The 17,164-nt window shown below is 34.5% G+C and carries 17 protein-coding genes; all 17 read right to left on the bottom strand.

The genetic code is table 11. The features are described 5' to 3' along the window. Positions 1–5 precede the first annotated feature (5 nt). The 17 genes from ccoN to aepX all read right to left on the bottom strand — a co-directional run bounded on the left by ccoN (position 6) and on the right by aepX (position 17,161). Entirely contained in the window at positions 6–1,472 is a 1,467-nt protein-coding gene (ccoN, locus tag IP358_RS02150; protein ID WP_006801917.1) for a cytochrome-c oxidase, cbb3-type subunit I, read from the bottom strand. A 164-nt stretch (positions 1,473–1,636) separates the two neighbouring features. Then, positions 1,637–2,623, bottom strand: a complete 987-nt coding sequence (locus IP358_RS02145) for a damage-control phosphatase ARMT1 family protein (protein ID WP_169302231.1) — start codon at positions 2,621–2,623, stop codon at positions 1,637–1,639. 33 nt (positions 2,624–2,656) lie between these two features. Beyond that, positions 2,657–3,133, bottom strand: coding sequence for a DUF3972 domain-containing protein (locus tag IP358_RS02140; protein WP_006801919.1), 477 nt, complete (start codon positions 3,131–3,133; stop codon positions 2,657–2,659). An 8-nt stretch (positions 3,134–3,141) separates the two neighbouring features. Beyond that, a complete protein-coding gene (gene purE, locus IP358_RS02135; protein WP_006801920.1) occupies positions 3,142–3,636 on the bottom strand; it encodes a 5-(carboxyamino)imidazole ribonucleotide mutase in 495 nt (164 codons plus the stop codon). A 9-nt stretch (positions 3,637–3,645) separates the two neighbouring features. Next, complete coding sequence (locus IP358_RS02130) at positions 3,646–3,831, bottom strand: hypothetical protein (protein ID WP_006801921.1); 186 nt, start codon at positions 3,829–3,831, stop codon at positions 3,646–3,648. A gap of 3 nt (positions 3,832–3,834) precedes the next feature. Next, entirely contained in the window at positions 3,835–5,157 is a 1,323-nt protein-coding gene (locus tag IP358_RS02125) for a hemolysin family protein (RefSeq protein WP_006801922.1), read from the bottom strand. An 85-nt stretch (positions 5,158–5,242) separates the two neighbouring features. Then, the gene (locus IP358_RS02120) at positions 5,243–6,175 is read right to left on the bottom strand and encodes a YihY/virulence factor BrkB family protein (RefSeq protein WP_232086758.1); all 933 of its coding nucleotides are present in this window, start codon (positions 6,173–6,175) and stop codon (positions 5,243–5,245) included. Then, positions 6,168–7,007, bottom strand: coding sequence for a biotin synthase (locus IP358_RS02115; RefSeq protein ID WP_006801924.1), 840 nt, complete (start codon positions 7,005–7,007; stop codon positions 6,168–6,170). The genes IP358_RS02120 and IP358_RS02115 overlap by 8 nt, the downstream gene beginning before the upstream one ends. 1 nt (position 7,008) lies before the next feature. Beyond that, entirely contained in the window at positions 7,009–7,410 is a 402-nt protein-coding gene (locus IP358_RS02110; RefSeq protein ID WP_006801925.1) for a pyridoxamine 5'-phosphate oxidase family protein, read from the bottom strand. Positions 7,411–7,419: 9 nt separating this feature from the next. Next, positions 7,420–9,636, bottom strand: coding sequence for a type I DNA topoisomerase (gene topA / locus IP358_RS02105; protein WP_006801926.1), 2,217 nt, complete (start codon positions 9,634–9,636; stop codon positions 7,420–7,422). Between the two features lie 91 nt (positions 9,637–9,727). Next, positions 9,728–10,576, bottom strand: a complete 849-nt coding sequence (locus IP358_RS02100) for a 3'(2'),5'-bisphosphate nucleotidase CysQ family protein (protein ID WP_040498244.1) — start codon at positions 10,574–10,576, stop codon at positions 9,728–9,730. Positions 10,577–10,780: 204 nt separating this feature from the next. Further along, a complete protein-coding gene (locus IP358_RS02095) occupies positions 10,781–11,362 on the bottom strand; it encodes a formyltransferase family protein (RefSeq protein ID WP_180322685.1) in 582 nt (193 codons plus the stop codon). Further along, on the bottom strand, positions 11,359–13,170 hold the full coding sequence (locus IP358_RS02090; RefSeq protein WP_006801929.1) for an aminotransferase class I/II-fold pyridoxal phosphate-dependent enzyme: 1,812 nt from the start codon (positions 13,168–13,170) through the stop codon (positions 11,359–11,361). The genes IP358_RS02095 and IP358_RS02090 overlap by 4 nt, the downstream gene beginning before the upstream one ends. Continuing rightward, positions 13,167–14,156, bottom strand: coding sequence for an adenylyl-sulfate kinase (locus tag IP358_RS02085; protein ID WP_006801930.1), 990 nt, complete (start codon positions 14,154–14,156; stop codon positions 13,167–13,169). The genes IP358_RS02090 and IP358_RS02085 overlap by 4 nt, the downstream gene beginning before the upstream one ends. A gap of 118 nt (positions 14,157–14,274) precedes the next feature. Continuing rightward, on the bottom strand, positions 14,275–14,781 hold the full coding sequence (locus IP358_RS02080) for an adenylyl-sulfate kinase (RefSeq protein WP_006801931.1): 507 nt from the start codon (positions 14,779–14,781) through the stop codon (positions 14,275–14,277). Further along, a complete protein-coding gene (gene aepY / locus IP358_RS02075) occupies positions 14,766–15,854 on the bottom strand; it encodes a phosphonopyruvate decarboxylase (protein ID WP_006801932.1) in 1,089 nt (362 codons plus the stop codon). Before aepY ends, IP358_RS02080 begins: the two co-directional genes overlap by 16 nt. Beyond that, a complete protein-coding gene (aepX, locus tag IP358_RS02070) occupies positions 15,854–17,161 on the bottom strand; it encodes a phosphoenolpyruvate mutase (protein WP_006801933.1) in 1,308 nt (435 codons plus the stop codon). Before aepX ends, aepY begins: the two co-directional genes overlap by 1 nt. Between the last annotated feature and the right edge of the window lie 3 nt (positions 17,162–17,164).

The raw sequence follows: 17,164 nt of genomic DNA, 5'->3' as shown, positions 1-17,164 counted from the left end.
CCCCTTTACGCTGCCATAGGCGTTGCAAATCTTGGTTCTTTCTCAAGAGTTTTGCTAGCCACAATTGTCATAACAATGTTATAAGTAAAGATAATAAATCCAATCAAATACATTGCTCCACCAATCGCACGAATTGTATAATAAGGCATTAACACAGTTACAGTATCTATAAATGAATATGCCAAACTTCCAAACTCATCTGTTGCTCTCCACATCATACCTTGTGTGATTCCTGCAATCCACATACTTGAGAAGTAAAGAATGATTGCTGTTGTTTGAATCCAAAATTGAATATCCATAAGCTTCTTGGAATAAATTTCACGCCCAAATAAACGCGGTGTCATATGATAACAAGCTGCAATGATTGTAAATCCAACCCAACCTAAAACACCATCATGCACATGCCCTACAATCCAATCTGTAAAGTGCGCTAGTGCATTTACGGATTTAATAGACTGAATCGGGCCTTCAAGTGTTGAAAGCATATAGAAAGTTGATGCAAGGATAAGGAATTTAATCAGTGGAGATTCTTTTAATTGATGCCATTGTCCTTTCATAGTAAGTAGCATATTAACAGCTGTCCCCCAAGAAGGTAAAATTAACACAACTGAGAAAATTGAACCCATAGTTTGCATCCAATCAGGAACTGTGGAATAAAGCAAATGATGACTTCCAGCCCAAATATAAACAAACATCAAGCCCCAAAATGAAAATAATGTTAGTTTATAAGAGAAAATTGGCTGTCCAGACTCTTTTGGCAAAAAGTAGTAAATCACTCCAATAATTCCTGAAGTAAAAACAAACGCAACAGCATTATGCCCAAACCACCATTGCACCATTGCATCATTGGTTCCTGCATAGAGCGAAATAGAATGCCACATAGAACCTACGCCTGAAATTAAATAAGTTGGCACAGAAAGATTGTTAAAAATATAGAGTGCTGCGATTGCCACAAAAGTTGCAATAAAATACCATAAACTAATATAAATTGTCTGTTCGCGTCTTACACCCATTGAGCCAAACAAACTGACACCCCATAACACCCACACAACAACCACTAGCAAATCAAGTGGCCAAATTAATTCAGAATATTCTTTAGATTGTGTAAGTCCAGCAAACAAGCTAACCACTGCTAAAGCCATAAGTACAATATAGACCCAGAAATGTAAATGCCCGATAGCTTTCAAAAATGGATGCTCATTATAAGAAATTTTTAAAACTCTTTGCCCTAAATAATACCAAGCCGCCCAGATACCACTTAGCGTAAAACCATAGATGATTCCATTTGTGTGCAAAGGTCGCAATCTCCCAAATGTTCCAAACTCACCCGCAAGATAATTAAGGTTTGGAAAAGCCATTTGAAAAGCGATCACAACACCCAACAATAACCCAACAATACCAAACGCAATCGTCGCAAAAAGAAATAACTTCGCAACGGAGTAGTCATACTCTAACGCAGGATTTGATTGCATATATGCTCCTTCCTCTAAGATTTCCCTTCCAAATTTATTTTTAAGAGAATCTTATAATTTTATAAAATTTCACATAATCACTAGCTTAAAAACAGTTAATATTTAACCAACCAAAAAACTAAAACCCTTAAATCGTAACGCCCAACATACAAATATCAAAAATTTTACTGCAGAAATGGAGAGAAAAACACAAAATCGCCTAAACTTTTTTTAAGATAATCGCGCACCACATTGCATTTAATTTTAAAAAGAAAAAACACACGGCAATCGCTTCTAGCAAGCAATTCCATAGATTCAAAATTTCCCATTCCCTTTGCCAAAATCACATCTGCATTTTTATAAATTTCTTTTGCTTCCACACTTGCCAAAGCTTCTATAAATCCAGGGCTTAAAACTCCACTATCCACAACTTTACATATTTTAAACAATGCAGAATCGCTATTTTTCAAATCCTTTAGCGTAATATCATTAATAATATCAGCTCCACGCACAAAATAATAAATCTCTAAATTAGGATACAAAGCCTTAAGCGCAACAATTAAAATCTCATCAAATTCATTCTCTCCAGCATTATCACCAATCAACACTATTTGTTTTGCATTCTCTACTCTTTTTATAAAAGATTCCAATGAAAAATACGCAAAATTTGTCTCTAAAATTTTTTTAGATTCTAAGTTTAAATCAAAACTATATTGCGATCCATAATCAATTACATTCCCAAGCACACAAATACGCACCGCATATTCTAAGACTTCCTCCGCACTCAAACCTTGCCCCAATATTTCTTCTAAATTTCTCAAAAAACCTTGCTTATAAATTCTTGCTTGCGCAATACTCCTAGTTTTAATCTCTAAATAAGGCTGAGTATTACCTAAAATTTCTGAAATTTTTTCATACACTAAAACCGCAAGAAGCGTAGGTGGAATTTCAAAATCACTCTCTAAAACGATTCCTTTATTTTTAAAAAATACTCTCAATTGCTCTTGAAGTTTTGCTTTGTCTTGATTAGTCAAAACAGAAAAGTCAAAATGATTTTTCAAAAAATTTTGAAAATTATCCAAATCCTTAAAGATAGCCACAATAGCTTCTAGCACACTTTTTTCTAAAGAATCATTTTGGAGTTTTGCAGTAGAGCTTGCTTGTTTTAACAAGCATTCAAGACAAGCATATTGCAGATTAATGGCTTATTCCTTTGCTTTAATATCAATCGCCTTGCCCCACATTAGACGATATTTACGCTTTAAAAATTCAATCTCTTCTTGCGCAACGCGTAATTGTTCGCGCAAAATAGCAATAGTTTTTTTATCATCTTCATACACTTCTTGTGTGTTAAAAAGTGCATCTTTTAAAAACTGGTTTTCATTTTTTACACTTGAAATTGTTTCTTCCTTGGAGCTTACAACCTTTTCGTGCAGACTCAAAATAGTTCCGATAGTTTTTTCAACAAAATCACTATCTACAGTTACATTTGTGGTGTTTGCAAGCATCACAGCATTACCTGCACTCTGCACAAGCGCTTGTGTGCCACTCTTTGCATCAATGAGAAATTCTCCATTTTCTTGTTTGCTTTTTAACTCCCCACTTGCCACCATTTCTAAAATCTTTTCCTTATCTAAATGCGCTAGTTTTGCAAATTCCTCCAACCCAACCCAAGATTCCATAATATTCCTTATAAAATAACTTCAATTTCGCTAGAGTCTAGCTCAACATTTTTTGCTTTCATTACACGATCCTCTTTAAGCTTCTCCCCAAGCTCTGTATTGCTTAGTGCTAAAATTTGCATTGCCAAATACGCACTATTTACAGCCCCTGTCTTTCCAAGAGCAAGTGTTGCCACAGGCATACCAGAAGGCATTTGCACAGTAGACAATAAAGAATCTAAGCCATCTAGCACACCACCTTTTAGCGGCACACCAATAACAGGTTTTGTTGTCATTGAAGCCACAGCACCAGCTAGGTGTGCTGCCATCCCAGCTGCTGCAATAAAAACTTTTGCGCCTTTTTCCTCTGCATTTTTTACATATTCCTTTGTCCGATTTGGGCTTCTGTGTGCCGATGAAATAATTACTTCATAAGGCACATCAAATTTTTTCAGCACCTTAATACATTCTTCTATTACAGGATAATCACTCTTGCTACCCATTAAAATTGCTACAAATTCCATTTTTGCTCCTTAAAATTCCATAAGTGAAATTCCTAAACCAAATAGGAATCCACCTACTAAAACAAATAAAAAAAGATATAAAAAAATATAAATAATCATTGGCAACAAAACAAGCCACCACGACCACTGGATCTTATTGGCAAGTTTTAAGCCAATAAACAGAACTTGCAATAATACTAAAAATAAATCAAACATTTACTATTCTTCACTAACAAATGGCTTTTTTGTGGCTTTCAATCGCACAATTCTAGCCCCTTCTGTTGCCAAAACCTCATATTCACAATACTCATCATCAATCACATCGCCCACCACTGGCATTCTTTCAAGCAAATTAAAGACATATCCACCAATAGTTACTTGCTCTGTATCCTCTTCAAAAGAAATTCCAAGCACATCAGCAACGCGCTCTAAATCCAGCATCCCATCAAAAGAGTAAGAATCTTCACTAATTTTATGGCAATCATCACTTTTTTTATCGTGTTCATCACTGATATCGCCCATAACTTCTTCTAAAATATCTTCCATTGTTAATAAGCCTGCTGTTCCACCATATTCATCCACCACAAGCGCAGTATGGATTTGGCGACGATTCATTTGATTTAAGATATTAGAAATGGATGCACTCTCTGGAACGATAATCATCTCACGCACTAGACTCTCAAGCTCTTTTGAGGGATTATTACTCAACATTGTTTCAAGCAAATCTCGCAAATGTACCATTCCAATAATATTATCTTTACCCTCTTTGCAATAAGGATAGCGTGTATGTTTTGTAGTTGTTACAATTTGCATATTTTCTTCATAAGTATTATCATCATACAAACAAATCATATCTTTTCTAGGTGTCATTATCTCTTTTGCCATAGTATCAGAAAAGCTTACAGCATTTTGGATAATCTCATTTTCAATGGTATCTAAATATCCACCTTTTAAACTCTCACCTACAATAATTTTTAACTCTTCTTCAGAATGCGCACTCTCTTCCCCTTCGCTTGCAGGTTTAATATGCATTGCGTGTAAAATCACTGTAGCAATAAAATCAAAAATCTTAATCACAGGATAAAACACAATCCAAAAAATATGTAACGGACGAGCGATGAGCAATACAGCCTTTTCCGCCTTAGCAATTGCGATAGATTTTGGCACAATCTCCCCAACAACAACATGCAAAAGCGTGATAAAACTAAAAGCAATCACAAAACTTACAGAGTGCAACAATACGGGATTTTCACCAATGAAATACTTAAATGGAGCTTCTAATAGTCTAGCAATAGCAGGCTCTCCAATCCAACCAAGCCCAAGAGACGAAAGAGTAATACCAAGTTGCGTTGCAGAAAGATAGGAATCCAACTTTCCAGTAATCTTTAAAGCAAGTTTTGCACCACTAACCTCTCTCTTTGAAAGCTCCTCTAGACGAGAACGACGAATTTTAACAATTGCAAATTCTGAAAGCACAAAAAAACCATTTAATAAAACAAGAAACAATGCGAAAATTGACAAAAGAAACGACTCAATTTCCAAAAAAACTCCTTTAAGCTCAAAGAAAAATTTTATTATTCTAGCATAAATTTAATCACAAAACTTATTTTACCCTCATTATCAATTGTTAAGTCCTTTCATTTTGTGATTCCAACTCTTTAACAAACATTTCATCAATGCCACGACTCAATCCCATTCCAAAAAGTAAAATTGCCCATGAGAGATACACCCAAATAAATAAGAACAACACAATACTAAATGAGCCATATAGTGTTAAATATGCTTTATTATAAAACACATAATACACAAATCCCCATTTACAAAAAGACCACAAAAGCGCCGTAATAAGAGAGCTTAACAATGTGTTTTTTGTGCTAATTTTCGTATTTGCCGAGATTTTAAACAACATAAAAAAGACAATCCAAATCAAAAAATAAGGAATCAATCTAAACAGCCATGCCAAATAAGTGCTATAACCCAACCCATCTAAATACGCATATGCCTTTGCGCTAAGAAAAATAGAGAAAAGCACACCTAGAGGAAAAAGTGTCATACAAGTCCAATACACAGATAAAGAATCCCAAAATCCGCGTCCTTTAGAATGAAAAATCTTTGTAGTAATATTTTGATAATTCCTAAAAAACAAAATAGAAGTGATAAATGCATACAAAAGCCCCATTCCACCAAGCTTTGTAGAATTTTTCAAAAATCCATCTAAATATTGCAAAAACACATCAGAGTGCGTAGGAATAAAATTTTCAATAATCAAACTCTTAAAGCTCTCAATATATTCCTTAAAATCTGGCAATGTCGCTACCAAAGAAAACACAACAAGCAGCATTGGCAAAAGCGCAAAAATCGTATAAAAACTAAGACTTGAAGCAAAATAAAGCAAATCTCCCTTTAAAAACGCATACAAATACCGCAAAAGCACCCAGAGCTTATCCACAATTTCTTGAAATATTTTTAGAGTCCATAGACTTTGGAATCGCCCTATTAATGGATTTTTATTTTTTGCATTTTCCAAGTCTTTAAAAGTTTTTAGCATATTTTTATTCACAACTTATTGCGATTCCATATCCATAACTTTTAATACGCTCTATCTCATCTTTTGGCGTATTTCCTTTGGTTGTCAGATAATCCCCAAGCACCACAGCATTAATTCCGCATTCAAAAAGTGCCTTTTGATTCTCCCCAAAGACTCTTTCTCTCCCGCCTGCAATCATTAATCTTACATTTGGCAAATACTCTCTTGCTAGCTTCACACATTCTAGGGCTTCTTCTTGGCTTAAAATCTCTTGTGTTAGTGGTAATGCGGGATTTGGGATAAAGAAGTTAATCGGCACACTATGGGGATTTAAGGTTTGCAATGCGTAGAGTAAATCCATTCTATCCTGCCAACCCTCTCCCATTCCAAAGATTCCGCCACTACACAATCCAAGCCCTGCTTTTAGAGCATTTTCACAGGTTTCATAGCGTTCTTCAAAACTATGCGTTGTGCAAATTTTTGGAAAAAAGTTTCGACTTGCTTCTAAATTATGGTTATAGCTTGCAATTCCTGCGCTCTTAAGTTCCCTCAATGCTTCCACACTTGCTATCCCACTACAACCTATCAAATGTAAATGCAGCCTGGAATCAACAATCGCCCTTGCTGCTTGTGCAATATATTCTGTGCGCTTGTTATCTAGCTCCCTACCACTTGTTACAAGGCAAAATCCTAGCGCTCCATTCTCACTTGCCCTTTTTGCTTCCTCTAAAATTTGTGGAATTGGTTTGTATTTGTAGCGTTCAATATCTGCGTTATACTTCGCACTTTGCGTGCAATACGCGCAATCCTCTGCACAACTCCCACTTGAAACATTGCAAATTGTGCATAAAAAAATCTCTTGCATCTTAGCCCTTTATCACTTCATCACGCCCACTAAAACTCTGTATCTTAATACTAGGCTCATCAAAATAAAACACTGCAAAATCAGGATTATCAGGGCTTTTATAAATTGCCTGCACCACAGGATATTTTTCAAGCATTTTTTGTTTAATTTCTCTATTCTCATCAAACACAGCCTTTGCGCGGATTCTAATCCACATATCCTTTCCATCAAATGCACTAAGCTCAATCCCAGCAAAGTTTTGCATATGCTTATACATTCCCTTTTTCTTAGAAGTGCAAGCATACAACTTTCCCTTGCAATACAAAGGGGATTGCACAGGGCGCACGCGCGGATTACCACAAGTCCCCTTAGTCGCCAAAAAGCCTACATTTTTATCTAAAAAATCTAAAATTTCTTGTGTCATTGCATTCCTTTAAGATTCCAAATTATCAATGCGTTCTTTACACGCAAGACATTCTAAAACTGGTTTTTTGCGATATGTTCGCTTTAGCATTACTTCATTGCATTTTGGACAAGTTTGATTTGTGGGTGGAAATTTTGCGATAAAATCACATTTTGGATAATTTCCACAGCCATAAAACTTTCCAAGCCTACCCATTCTCTCTAAAATTTCACCTCCACATTTTGGACATTTTACATTCTCTAAAACTTGCGGTTGCACTTTAGAATCCTTTAACGCCTTAGCATTCTTGCACTCTGGATACCCACTACATGCTAAAAACTCTCCATTTCTACCGCGTTTTTTAACCATTGGCTTGCCGCATTTCTCACAAACACCTAAGTCTTCATCATCACCTGTAACACTTTGCTCTTTTTTAATATATTTACACTTAGGATAACCACTACACCCCACAAACTCGCCAAATCGACTTTTGCGTTGCACCAACTCCTTGCCACAAAGCGGACAATTCTCACCAGTTGGAATCGCAATTTTTTGACTTGCAATGCTTGTTTTGCCTTCGCTAATCTTTTGAATAAAAGGATTATAAAACTCCCATAAAAGTTGCTGCCAATCCTGTTTGGATTCCGCAATCGCATCAAGGCGTTCTTCTAAATTTGCCGTAAATTTGGAATCCACAATTTCATTAAAATGCCCCTCTAAAAGCTCTACAACCTTAAAGGCAACTTCTTGGGGCTTGATTTGCTTTTTCTCCACGCTAATATAATCCCTTGAAGTTAAAAGCGCAATTGTTGGCGCATAGGTGCTAGGGCGACCAATTCCTAGGGATTCTAGCGTTTTAATTAAACTTGCTTCAGAATACCGCGCTGGTGGCTCTGTTTGATGCTTGCTAGCAGTGCATTTTTCAAGCTTAAGCACTTCTTCTTTTGCAAACTCTGGAAGCAATTTATCCTTATCTTCATTGCCAAGCACGCGATAAAATCCATCAAATACAAGCTTTCTGCCACTAATTTTAAGTTGCGCAACCTTGCAATAAATCATAATATTTTGCAACTCAAACTCTGCATCTTGCATTTGTGAAGCCAAAAATCGTTTGTAAATTAGCGTATAAAGCTTTAGCTCATCACCCTTTAAATATTGTGCTGCAATTTGTGGAGTGAAGTCCATTAGAGTTGGGCGAATTGCTTCGTGTGCTTCTTGCGCACCCTTTGTCTTTGTTGCATACACCTTTGGCTTGCTTGGCACATATTCCTTGCCATAGCTTTTTGCAATCAGCTTCCTTGCTTCATCTTGAGCAACTTTTGCAATATTTAAACTATCTGTTCGCATATATGTTATAACGCCCATTGAACCTTTATGTGTCATTACACCTTCATAAAGCTTCTGTGCTGCCTGCATCGTGCGCGAAGGAGAAAAACCTAGTTGCGAGCTTGCACTTTGTTGCAAAGTAGAAGTCATAAATGGTGGTGGAGTGGCTGTTTTTCTACGCTTTGTTTCAATCTCTTTTACATTAAAACTTTCACTCTTTAGTGCCTCCACTATCTCTTTTGCATCTGTGGATTCTTGCAAAGTTAGCTTCTCAATCTTTTTGCCTTTAAACTCTACTAAATCTGCTTCAAGGCTGGTTTTGTTTTTTTTAAACAAGCTTTCAATGGTGTAATAAATAATAGGTTTGAAATTTAGAATCTCTTTTTCTCTATCTATAATAATCTTTAACGCACTACTTTGCACTCGCCCCGCACTTAGCCCCCTTTGAATCTTAGAGGCAATTAAAGGGCTTAGACGATAACCCACAATTCTATCTAGCAAACGCCTTGCCTGCTGTGCATTAACCCTATCCATATCAATGTGGCGCGGATTTTTCAGCGCATATTCAATTGCCTTTTGTGTAATCTCGTGAAACACAATTCTAGGAAGCTTGCTAGGATCTTTACCAATAGCAGTTGCAATATGATAACCTATCGCCTCTCCTTCTCTATCCTCATCAGTTGCGATATAAATTTCTTTTGCTTCTTTTGCAAGCCTTTTTAGCTCATTAACAACTTCTTTGTGCGAAGTATCTATCTGGTATTCTGGAGTAAAGGTTTCATTTTCAATTTTGATTCCAAAAGTGTGCTTTGGTAAATCTCTAATATGCCCTTTTGAAGCGATAACATTATATGCCCCGCCTAAAAAATTCTTTATCGTTCGCGCTTTTGCTGGTGACTCTACAATGATTAGATTTTTCAAATGTCTTGCCTTAGTTATATTTTGCTAATCATACAAAAATTTACGTCAAAATTTCAAGGCATTATCTCTAAATACAACACATAGTAAGCTACTAAAAATTCCCATTTATAATATCTTTATAAATCTCTTTACCCACTTGTGCCTTTGCAAATGCTACAAAATGATTATTTCTAAAGCTCTCTTTATTATATGTCAAAGGCTTTTTGGTTACACAATCTAGCACCACCCCCCCACTCTCTTCTAACACAATCTCACAAGCTGCAATATCCCATTCACTTGTGCCATTAAAGCGCGGATAAACATCAGCCTTTCCTTCAGCTAATGCGCAAATCTTAAGTGATGAACCATATTTTTGCACTTTTAAATGGTATTTATTGATAAAATCTTGCGTGGCTTGCGTGCTATGAAACACGGAATCACAAGCGATAATTTGCTCATCTTGCGAGATTCTCTCACCCTTTAAGAAAATTTTGTTTTGCTCTAGCCAAGCTAAATTTAATGCGCCACTCTCTCTTGCACCCTTTAGCGATTCCACATTATACTTAAAGCCCCCAAAGCCCTTTAGTGCAATATAAAGCTCGCAAGACGCAGGGGCAAACACCACGCCTAAAATGGGGCGATTTTTATGAATTAATGCAATATTAATGGTAAATCCTCCATTTTGCGCTAAAAAATCCTTTGTGCCATCAAGGGGATCAATGAGCCAAAAATACTCTAAATCCTTGCGCTTTGCATACTCTAGCACTGCTTCTTCAGAACACACTTGATAAGGCGCAATTTCTTGTAATTTTTGCATAATTAAGGCATTAGATTCCAAATCTGCCTTTGTTAAAGGCGAAGAATCTTGCTTTAAATCAAAATCCTCTAAACCATAATACTTTAAAACAATATCCCCCGCTTCTAACGCAATCAAAGCGGTTTCATAAAGCAAAGATTCCACAAATTTACTCCAAACTAAATTTTACCCTTAATTGTATCCCAAATTTTCCTATCCAGCAAAAATAACTCTTCTTCATCTTCTAGCTTTATGCGCAAACCATCATAAGGGGGATACCACATAGCTCTAATCTTTTTGATAATCTCATTAGATTCCAAAGATTTTATATTCTCAATGGAGATAAATTTTTCTCTATTAAGCCTCTCTCTACCGTAATATCCCCCCCCCCCCGCAGGTTATTTTTGAAGTTTTTTTTTGAGAAAATCCCTCTATTTTATTTTCTTTTATCATAGATACAATCTTCTTAACAGCATTAATTCCCACTTCATTCCAAATATGCTCAGCAATTTCTTTTCCTGTTTTTTCATAATCTAGGGCAAATTTTTCTATTAAAATTATCTCTCCTTCATCAAATTTTTCATTCACAAAATGCGCTGTCATACCCCATTCTTTTTCTCCATTTATCATTCCATAATACAGCGTATAGCAACCCTTATACTCAGGCAACAAACCCGGATGAAAATTAATGCAATACTTCACAGAAGAAAACACTTTCTTTGGAATATAATGGGTATAACCATAAGATAAAATTACATCAATTCCACTGCATTTTATCAATTCTTGTTTGCTTAAGATTTGCAATTGATATTCTCTGCATAAAGCTTGTTTGTCTTCTGCAATTACACATTGCCCAAAACAAATACCAAATATTTCAAAATTATTATCTAATAAAATTTTAATAATATTCTCTATTTTAATACGACAATCTGTTAATAAAATTACATTCAATATCTCTCCTTAAAAAATTCCCTTAAAACACAAATCAATTCAGCATTTAAAAATTCATCTTTGATAGCTAACCTAAAAAATCTACCATTTTTTAAGCCTATTTTACTAGAACAATCTTTGATAAAAAAATGATTTTCTAAACAAAAAATTGCCAATTCCTTAACACTAATACCTTCATTTTTTATGGAGCATAAAACATAATTGCTTTGAGATTCAAAAACCTCTATTTGTTTTATATCTCTTAATGCACAAATAAAATCTTTTCTTGTCTCTATTAATCTCTCACAAGATCTTTTATACTCTTTTTTGTATTTAACTATAGTTTGCAAAAAGTATTCAGCAACAGAATTGATATTCCAAATTGCACTTTTACTCTGTATTGCTTCAAGTGTTTTTTCATTAGAACTAGCTAAAATACCAAGCCTAAACCCTGCAACCCCATAAGATTTTGAAATACTCTTAACAAGAATCAAATTTGGATACAAGGCTAATTTTTCATTAGTCAAAAATGTATAATAAGATTCCGCAAAATCCATAAAAGATTCATCTAAAATAACACTAATATTACGCTTCTTTGTCCAATTTAAAATCTCTTCTAAATCCCCTTTGGGAAGCAGAAATCCGCTAGGATTATCAGGGGCTATAAGAAGCATTGTTTTAATTGACTCTTTAGACATAAATGCAATAAGCTCTGATGCATTGTAAGCAAACCTAGATTTTGTTTCAAAAAATGCAACTTCTTTTGCACAATTCACATATTCATCAAAAGTTGGAACTACTATACCAACCTTACCCTCTAGCACCACCATCAATGCTTTAATTAACTCGCTAGCCCCATTACCAACTAATAAAAATCTTTCATCAACATCAAACATCGTCCCCGCTAATCTCTGAATGATTTTCAAGCCAGATGGATAATTTATTGCTAGATTACCAAGCATTAAACCAAGCTCTTCTAAAAGTTTAGGCGTTGGAAAATAAGGATTTACCAAATAACAATAATCTTTTATTTTTGGAAATCTCCAATATCCACCATAACTTTTTTCTAGTTTTTCATAACGCTCATTCAGCTCAGAAAACATAATATCGGCAATTACAAGATCATTTGGATTATCGATTTCATACCATAAATCACTTTCTACAATCTCTACATCCAATATGCCATTATTCTTTAAGGCTTCCTTTAGAGCTTTTTCATAATAAAATTCAATTTTATTCTCTCTAATATAATCTTCTAAAATAGGAATATAAAACTCTTTTAAAAAGTCTTTAGAAAATTTATAAATATTAGCAGTCTTATAATATAAATCAATATTTTTAAAGTTAAAATCATCTTTAAGAATTATTTCTTTGATCCTATATTTTTCATCAATTGTTACAACAGTTCCTTCCATCCAAACTTCATTGTGTGAAACTAATGCAAAATTATCAAATATCGAATCAAATACTTTTTTTACCACAGAATCATCAAAAACTAAATCAGCCTCAAACAAAACCATATCATCATTTAAATATTTTTTAGCGCTATATAAAGAATAAATATTATTTGCATAATAATATTTATCATTATAAACAAAGTCAATAACAACCTTTGATGACAACTCCAAATTTTTAATATAATTTGTTAATACATTTTCCAAATACCCAGTAACAATGACAATCCGTTTTGGTTTTCCATATTGCACAATTTGTTTTAATAATCTCTCTATAATTGTAATCCCACCAACTTCTACCATACATTTTGGTTTATCTTTGGTGTATTTTTTAAGTCTATTTCCTATACCTGCTGCTAAAATTACTGCTATCATTTTGCCAAATCCCCAACAGATAATTCCTTTTTAAACCCAAATCTTACTTGACTAAAGCCACATTTTTCAATCCAAAATTTATGCGCTTTTTCTCTTGTGATTCCACTCTCTAAGGCAATCTCATTAAACCCATTTTCACAAGCAATTTCTTGCATTATTGCAAATATCTTTTTCCCATATCCCATTCCTCTAACGCCACTAGAAACAACAAAATCACTAATAAACAAACATTGTTTGTGATAAAGAAGATATGAAGGCATAAAACCGCACAAGCCAATTAATCTTTCATTATCATAAAACATCAAAAGGCGAAATTGCATTGTTTTATTTAAAAACAGAATCCTAGAAACAAAATCATCTAAGCTCAAATAAGGACGAAACTCTTGCATTATCATATAGGATTCTTTAATTAATGTCGGAGTATGCGCAAATCTTACTTGCAAGTCTAAAGTTTTAGAAATAGACAAAGAAAACAAAAATTCCATAACTTTCTGGTGTAAAATATCAACTTTTGGCTCTAAATCCTTGCACTCAGAATTATCAAGGATAAAATCTGCGTTAGGAAAGTCACAAGATATATCTACACCATAGACATTTTTAATCTCCCCTTTTAAAGCTCTGCTATAAAGTTGCTTTTGATCCCTTTTTACAAGCTCTTCAAAAGAGCAATCAATCAAAATTTCAAAATATCTCTTAAAAACCTTTCTATTGCTAAGAAAAATTTCTTTTTGCATCGTAGCAAAAGAAACAACAACAATACAGCCACTTTCAACTAGCATTGCGCAAAGTTTCTGCGAACGATACACTAAATTTAATCGATTTTCCTTGCTATAATTAAAATCATTATAAATATTTCTTAAATAATCACCATCTAACAAAACCACGCTGCTAAACTGCTGCTTAAGCTTATCTACAAGCGCACTTGCCAGTGTTGTTTTACCACTTCCACTAAGCCCGCATATCCAAATTACAACACCAGAGCTCATGCTGCATTACTCAAATTAAAAATTGAACTTAAAAATAAAAGAAGAAGAGAGAATATTAAAAAGTAATTAAAAAAATAATGCCCCCCCCCCCGCACAATACAACAGGATGGGAAAATATCTATTTTGCATAAATATCCTTTAAATAGTATAGAACTTTCTCGCAAGCTGAATTTATATCAAAATTATCTTTAAAAATTAAATGGCTATTTTTAGGTAACTCTACACTCTGATTAAATCCTGCCATATCTATTGTATTGCGTTTATAAAAATCTTTTGAATCTCTTTGTTTGCGAATTTCTTCTGAAACTTCCAAATACACTTCTAAGTAATGTTTAAAATTCTCCACATTAAACGCACGCACTTTATCAAACATAGAAATTGTCGATAGCACCACGACAAACCCTTGATCTACTAAAAGTTTAGCCACTTTTACATAATAAGACGCCATATTAAAACGCCCTTGTGTAGAATAATCATTATTAACTACACATTCTCGTAAAATATCACCATCTAAAAAAATAGATTTAATTCCTAGTGTGTTTTCAATCTGTTTCACCACAGCTTTTGCCAAAGTTGTCTTACCAGAACCGCTAAGTCCTGTGATATACACTAAAGCCCCTTGCAAAACTCATCCTTAAGTCTTAAAATTTCTTTTGGTCTTCCAAGATTTGCACGCGTCTGTTTTTTTACCTTAACTTCCAAAAGCACCAAACCTTGCATTTGTGGAATCTCTTTTAAGGCTTTTTGTAGTTCTTCTAAACTCTCCACACTAAGCGCATAATCATACCCACAAGAATAGGCTAGCTCCACTAAATTTGTATTGCCAATATTAGTCGCTTGCCCGCCTACGCTATCATGTGCATAGTTATTTAACACAATATGATAAAAACTAGCCCCCTTAAAACTCAAAAGAGAGCCCATATGCATAATAAACGCGCCATCACCATCAAGACATACAAATTTTTTATTAGAATATTTTGACAAAATAAATGCTAATGAACTTGCATATCCCATAGAACCCACCACCAAAAAATCATTCTTATGGCGCTGATTTTTAAACTCTCTTAACTCATAACATTCCCTAGAAATCATTCCCGTTGTAGTAACAAATTTTGCATCCACAAAAGCATCTTGAATTAGATTAATAACTTCCTCTCTAATCAAAGAAAAAGAATTTCCACTCTGTGGAAGCGATACCTTATCAAAGATATTTTTCTCTACCAAAAACGCAACCGTCCCACCGCTCTCTCTGCAATAGAGCAAAGAGTTATCAATCTGTCTTTTTGCCTCTTCTATCTCTTTAGAAAGCTTCAAAGTTTTAATTCCACAAGCAATTAAGATTTGCTCTGTTACTTCGCCTTGCTTTAAATGCTGTGGTTCATCATCAATACCGCCTCTAAGTCCAACAAACAAAATCAATGGAATCTTATAAACCTTAGGATCTGCTAACGATAAAAGAGGGTTTATAGCACTACCCAAACCACTATTTTGCAGATACACAAGTCCGATTTTAGAAGTTGCTAAATGATAAGCACAAGCAAAAGCTACTGCTTGCCCCTCGGTTGCTGTGGTATAAAAATCCTTTCGCATTTCTATTTCAAGAGCTTGATTTAAAGGTTTTAATAAACTATCAGGCACACCCGCGCAAAATCCGATTCTATCTTTTAAAAACTTTGCAAATTCTAAAGCATTAAGCATTAATTTCCTTCAATCAAATTAATAATTTCTAGTGCTGAAACATAATGTTTATCCGCTTCTAACGCTCTTTTATGCTCCAAAATAGATAATGCTGTATTTTTCATTGCCGTATAAGACGCTCTTAAAAGTTGATTTGCATACACAACAATATTCACTCCAGCATTTTTCAAATCTTCCTCACTCAAGATAGGATAGTTAGTTGGCACTGCCATTAATGGCTTGCGATTAGCAAAAGTATTGTAAATTTTACAAAACTCTAAAATCTCTGCTCCATCTTTTTTGCGTGAGTGAATCATAATTCCATCAGCTCCAGCTTCTATATAAGCCCTTGCACGCGCGATAGCATCTTCCATTCCCATCTCTAAAATCAAACTTTCAATCCTTGCAATCACCATAAAATCATTTGTCAATTGTGCTTGTTTTCCAGCCTTAATCTTTGCACAAAAATTTTCAATGGAATCTTGCGTATGCCTAGCAGACTCACCTTCACATAAGGAATTTTTCTTTAATCCAATTTTATCTTCTATCACAACAGCACTCACACCTAACCTCTCCAAGCGTTTCACCATCATTGCAAAATGCGGAATCTGAGATCCTGTATCTCCATCATAAATAATAGGCTTTGTAGAAACCTCTAAAATATCATTAACAGTAGCAATCCTAGAAGTCAAATCCACAAACTCAATATCTGGCTTACCTTTAGAGCTAGAATCCGTAAGGGAACTTAACCATAAAAAATCAAAAGCTTGATTGATTCCATTTTTATCTTTTACACAAGCTTCCTCTATAATCAAAGCACTCATTCCACTATGCGATTCAATACCTCTAATTAATGGTTTTGCAAATAAAGCTTTCTTTAAAGCCCCTAATCTAACTTGTGGCAAAATCCCTAACTCTTTTAAATTTTTATTGAGTTTTGTTGAAGAAATGCCTTTTGTATACTCTGGTTCTATAACTTTTCCTCCCCAAGATTCCATAAGAGCGATTGCCTTTTGTCGCTCCTCATTTAAGGGACCTGTATTCCAATCACTACCATGCACAAGAAAATTAGGCTTGTATTGCTTTAAATTTGCACTATAATCCTTTTCATCTTGAATTACAACTTCATCAACACCTTTTAAAGATTCTACAATTTGCTTTCTTTGCTCATAATTCATCAATGGCACTCTCTTATAGCTTGCAATTGCCTTATCAGAAAAAAGCCCAACCATTACATAACCTAATTTTGCAGATTCTTTAATAATATTTAAATGCCCAGTGTGGATAATATCTGCCGCCATTGGAACATACACTAGTTTCTTATCCATACT

Origin of the sequence: Helicobacter winghamensis ATCC BAA-430, from assembly GCF_028751035.1 — a bacterium.
GTDB lineage: Bacteria > Campylobacterota > Campylobacteria > Campylobacterales > Helicobacteraceae > Helicobacter_D > Helicobacter_D winghamensis.
This window is presented reverse-complemented; position numbering and strand designations above follow the sequence as displayed.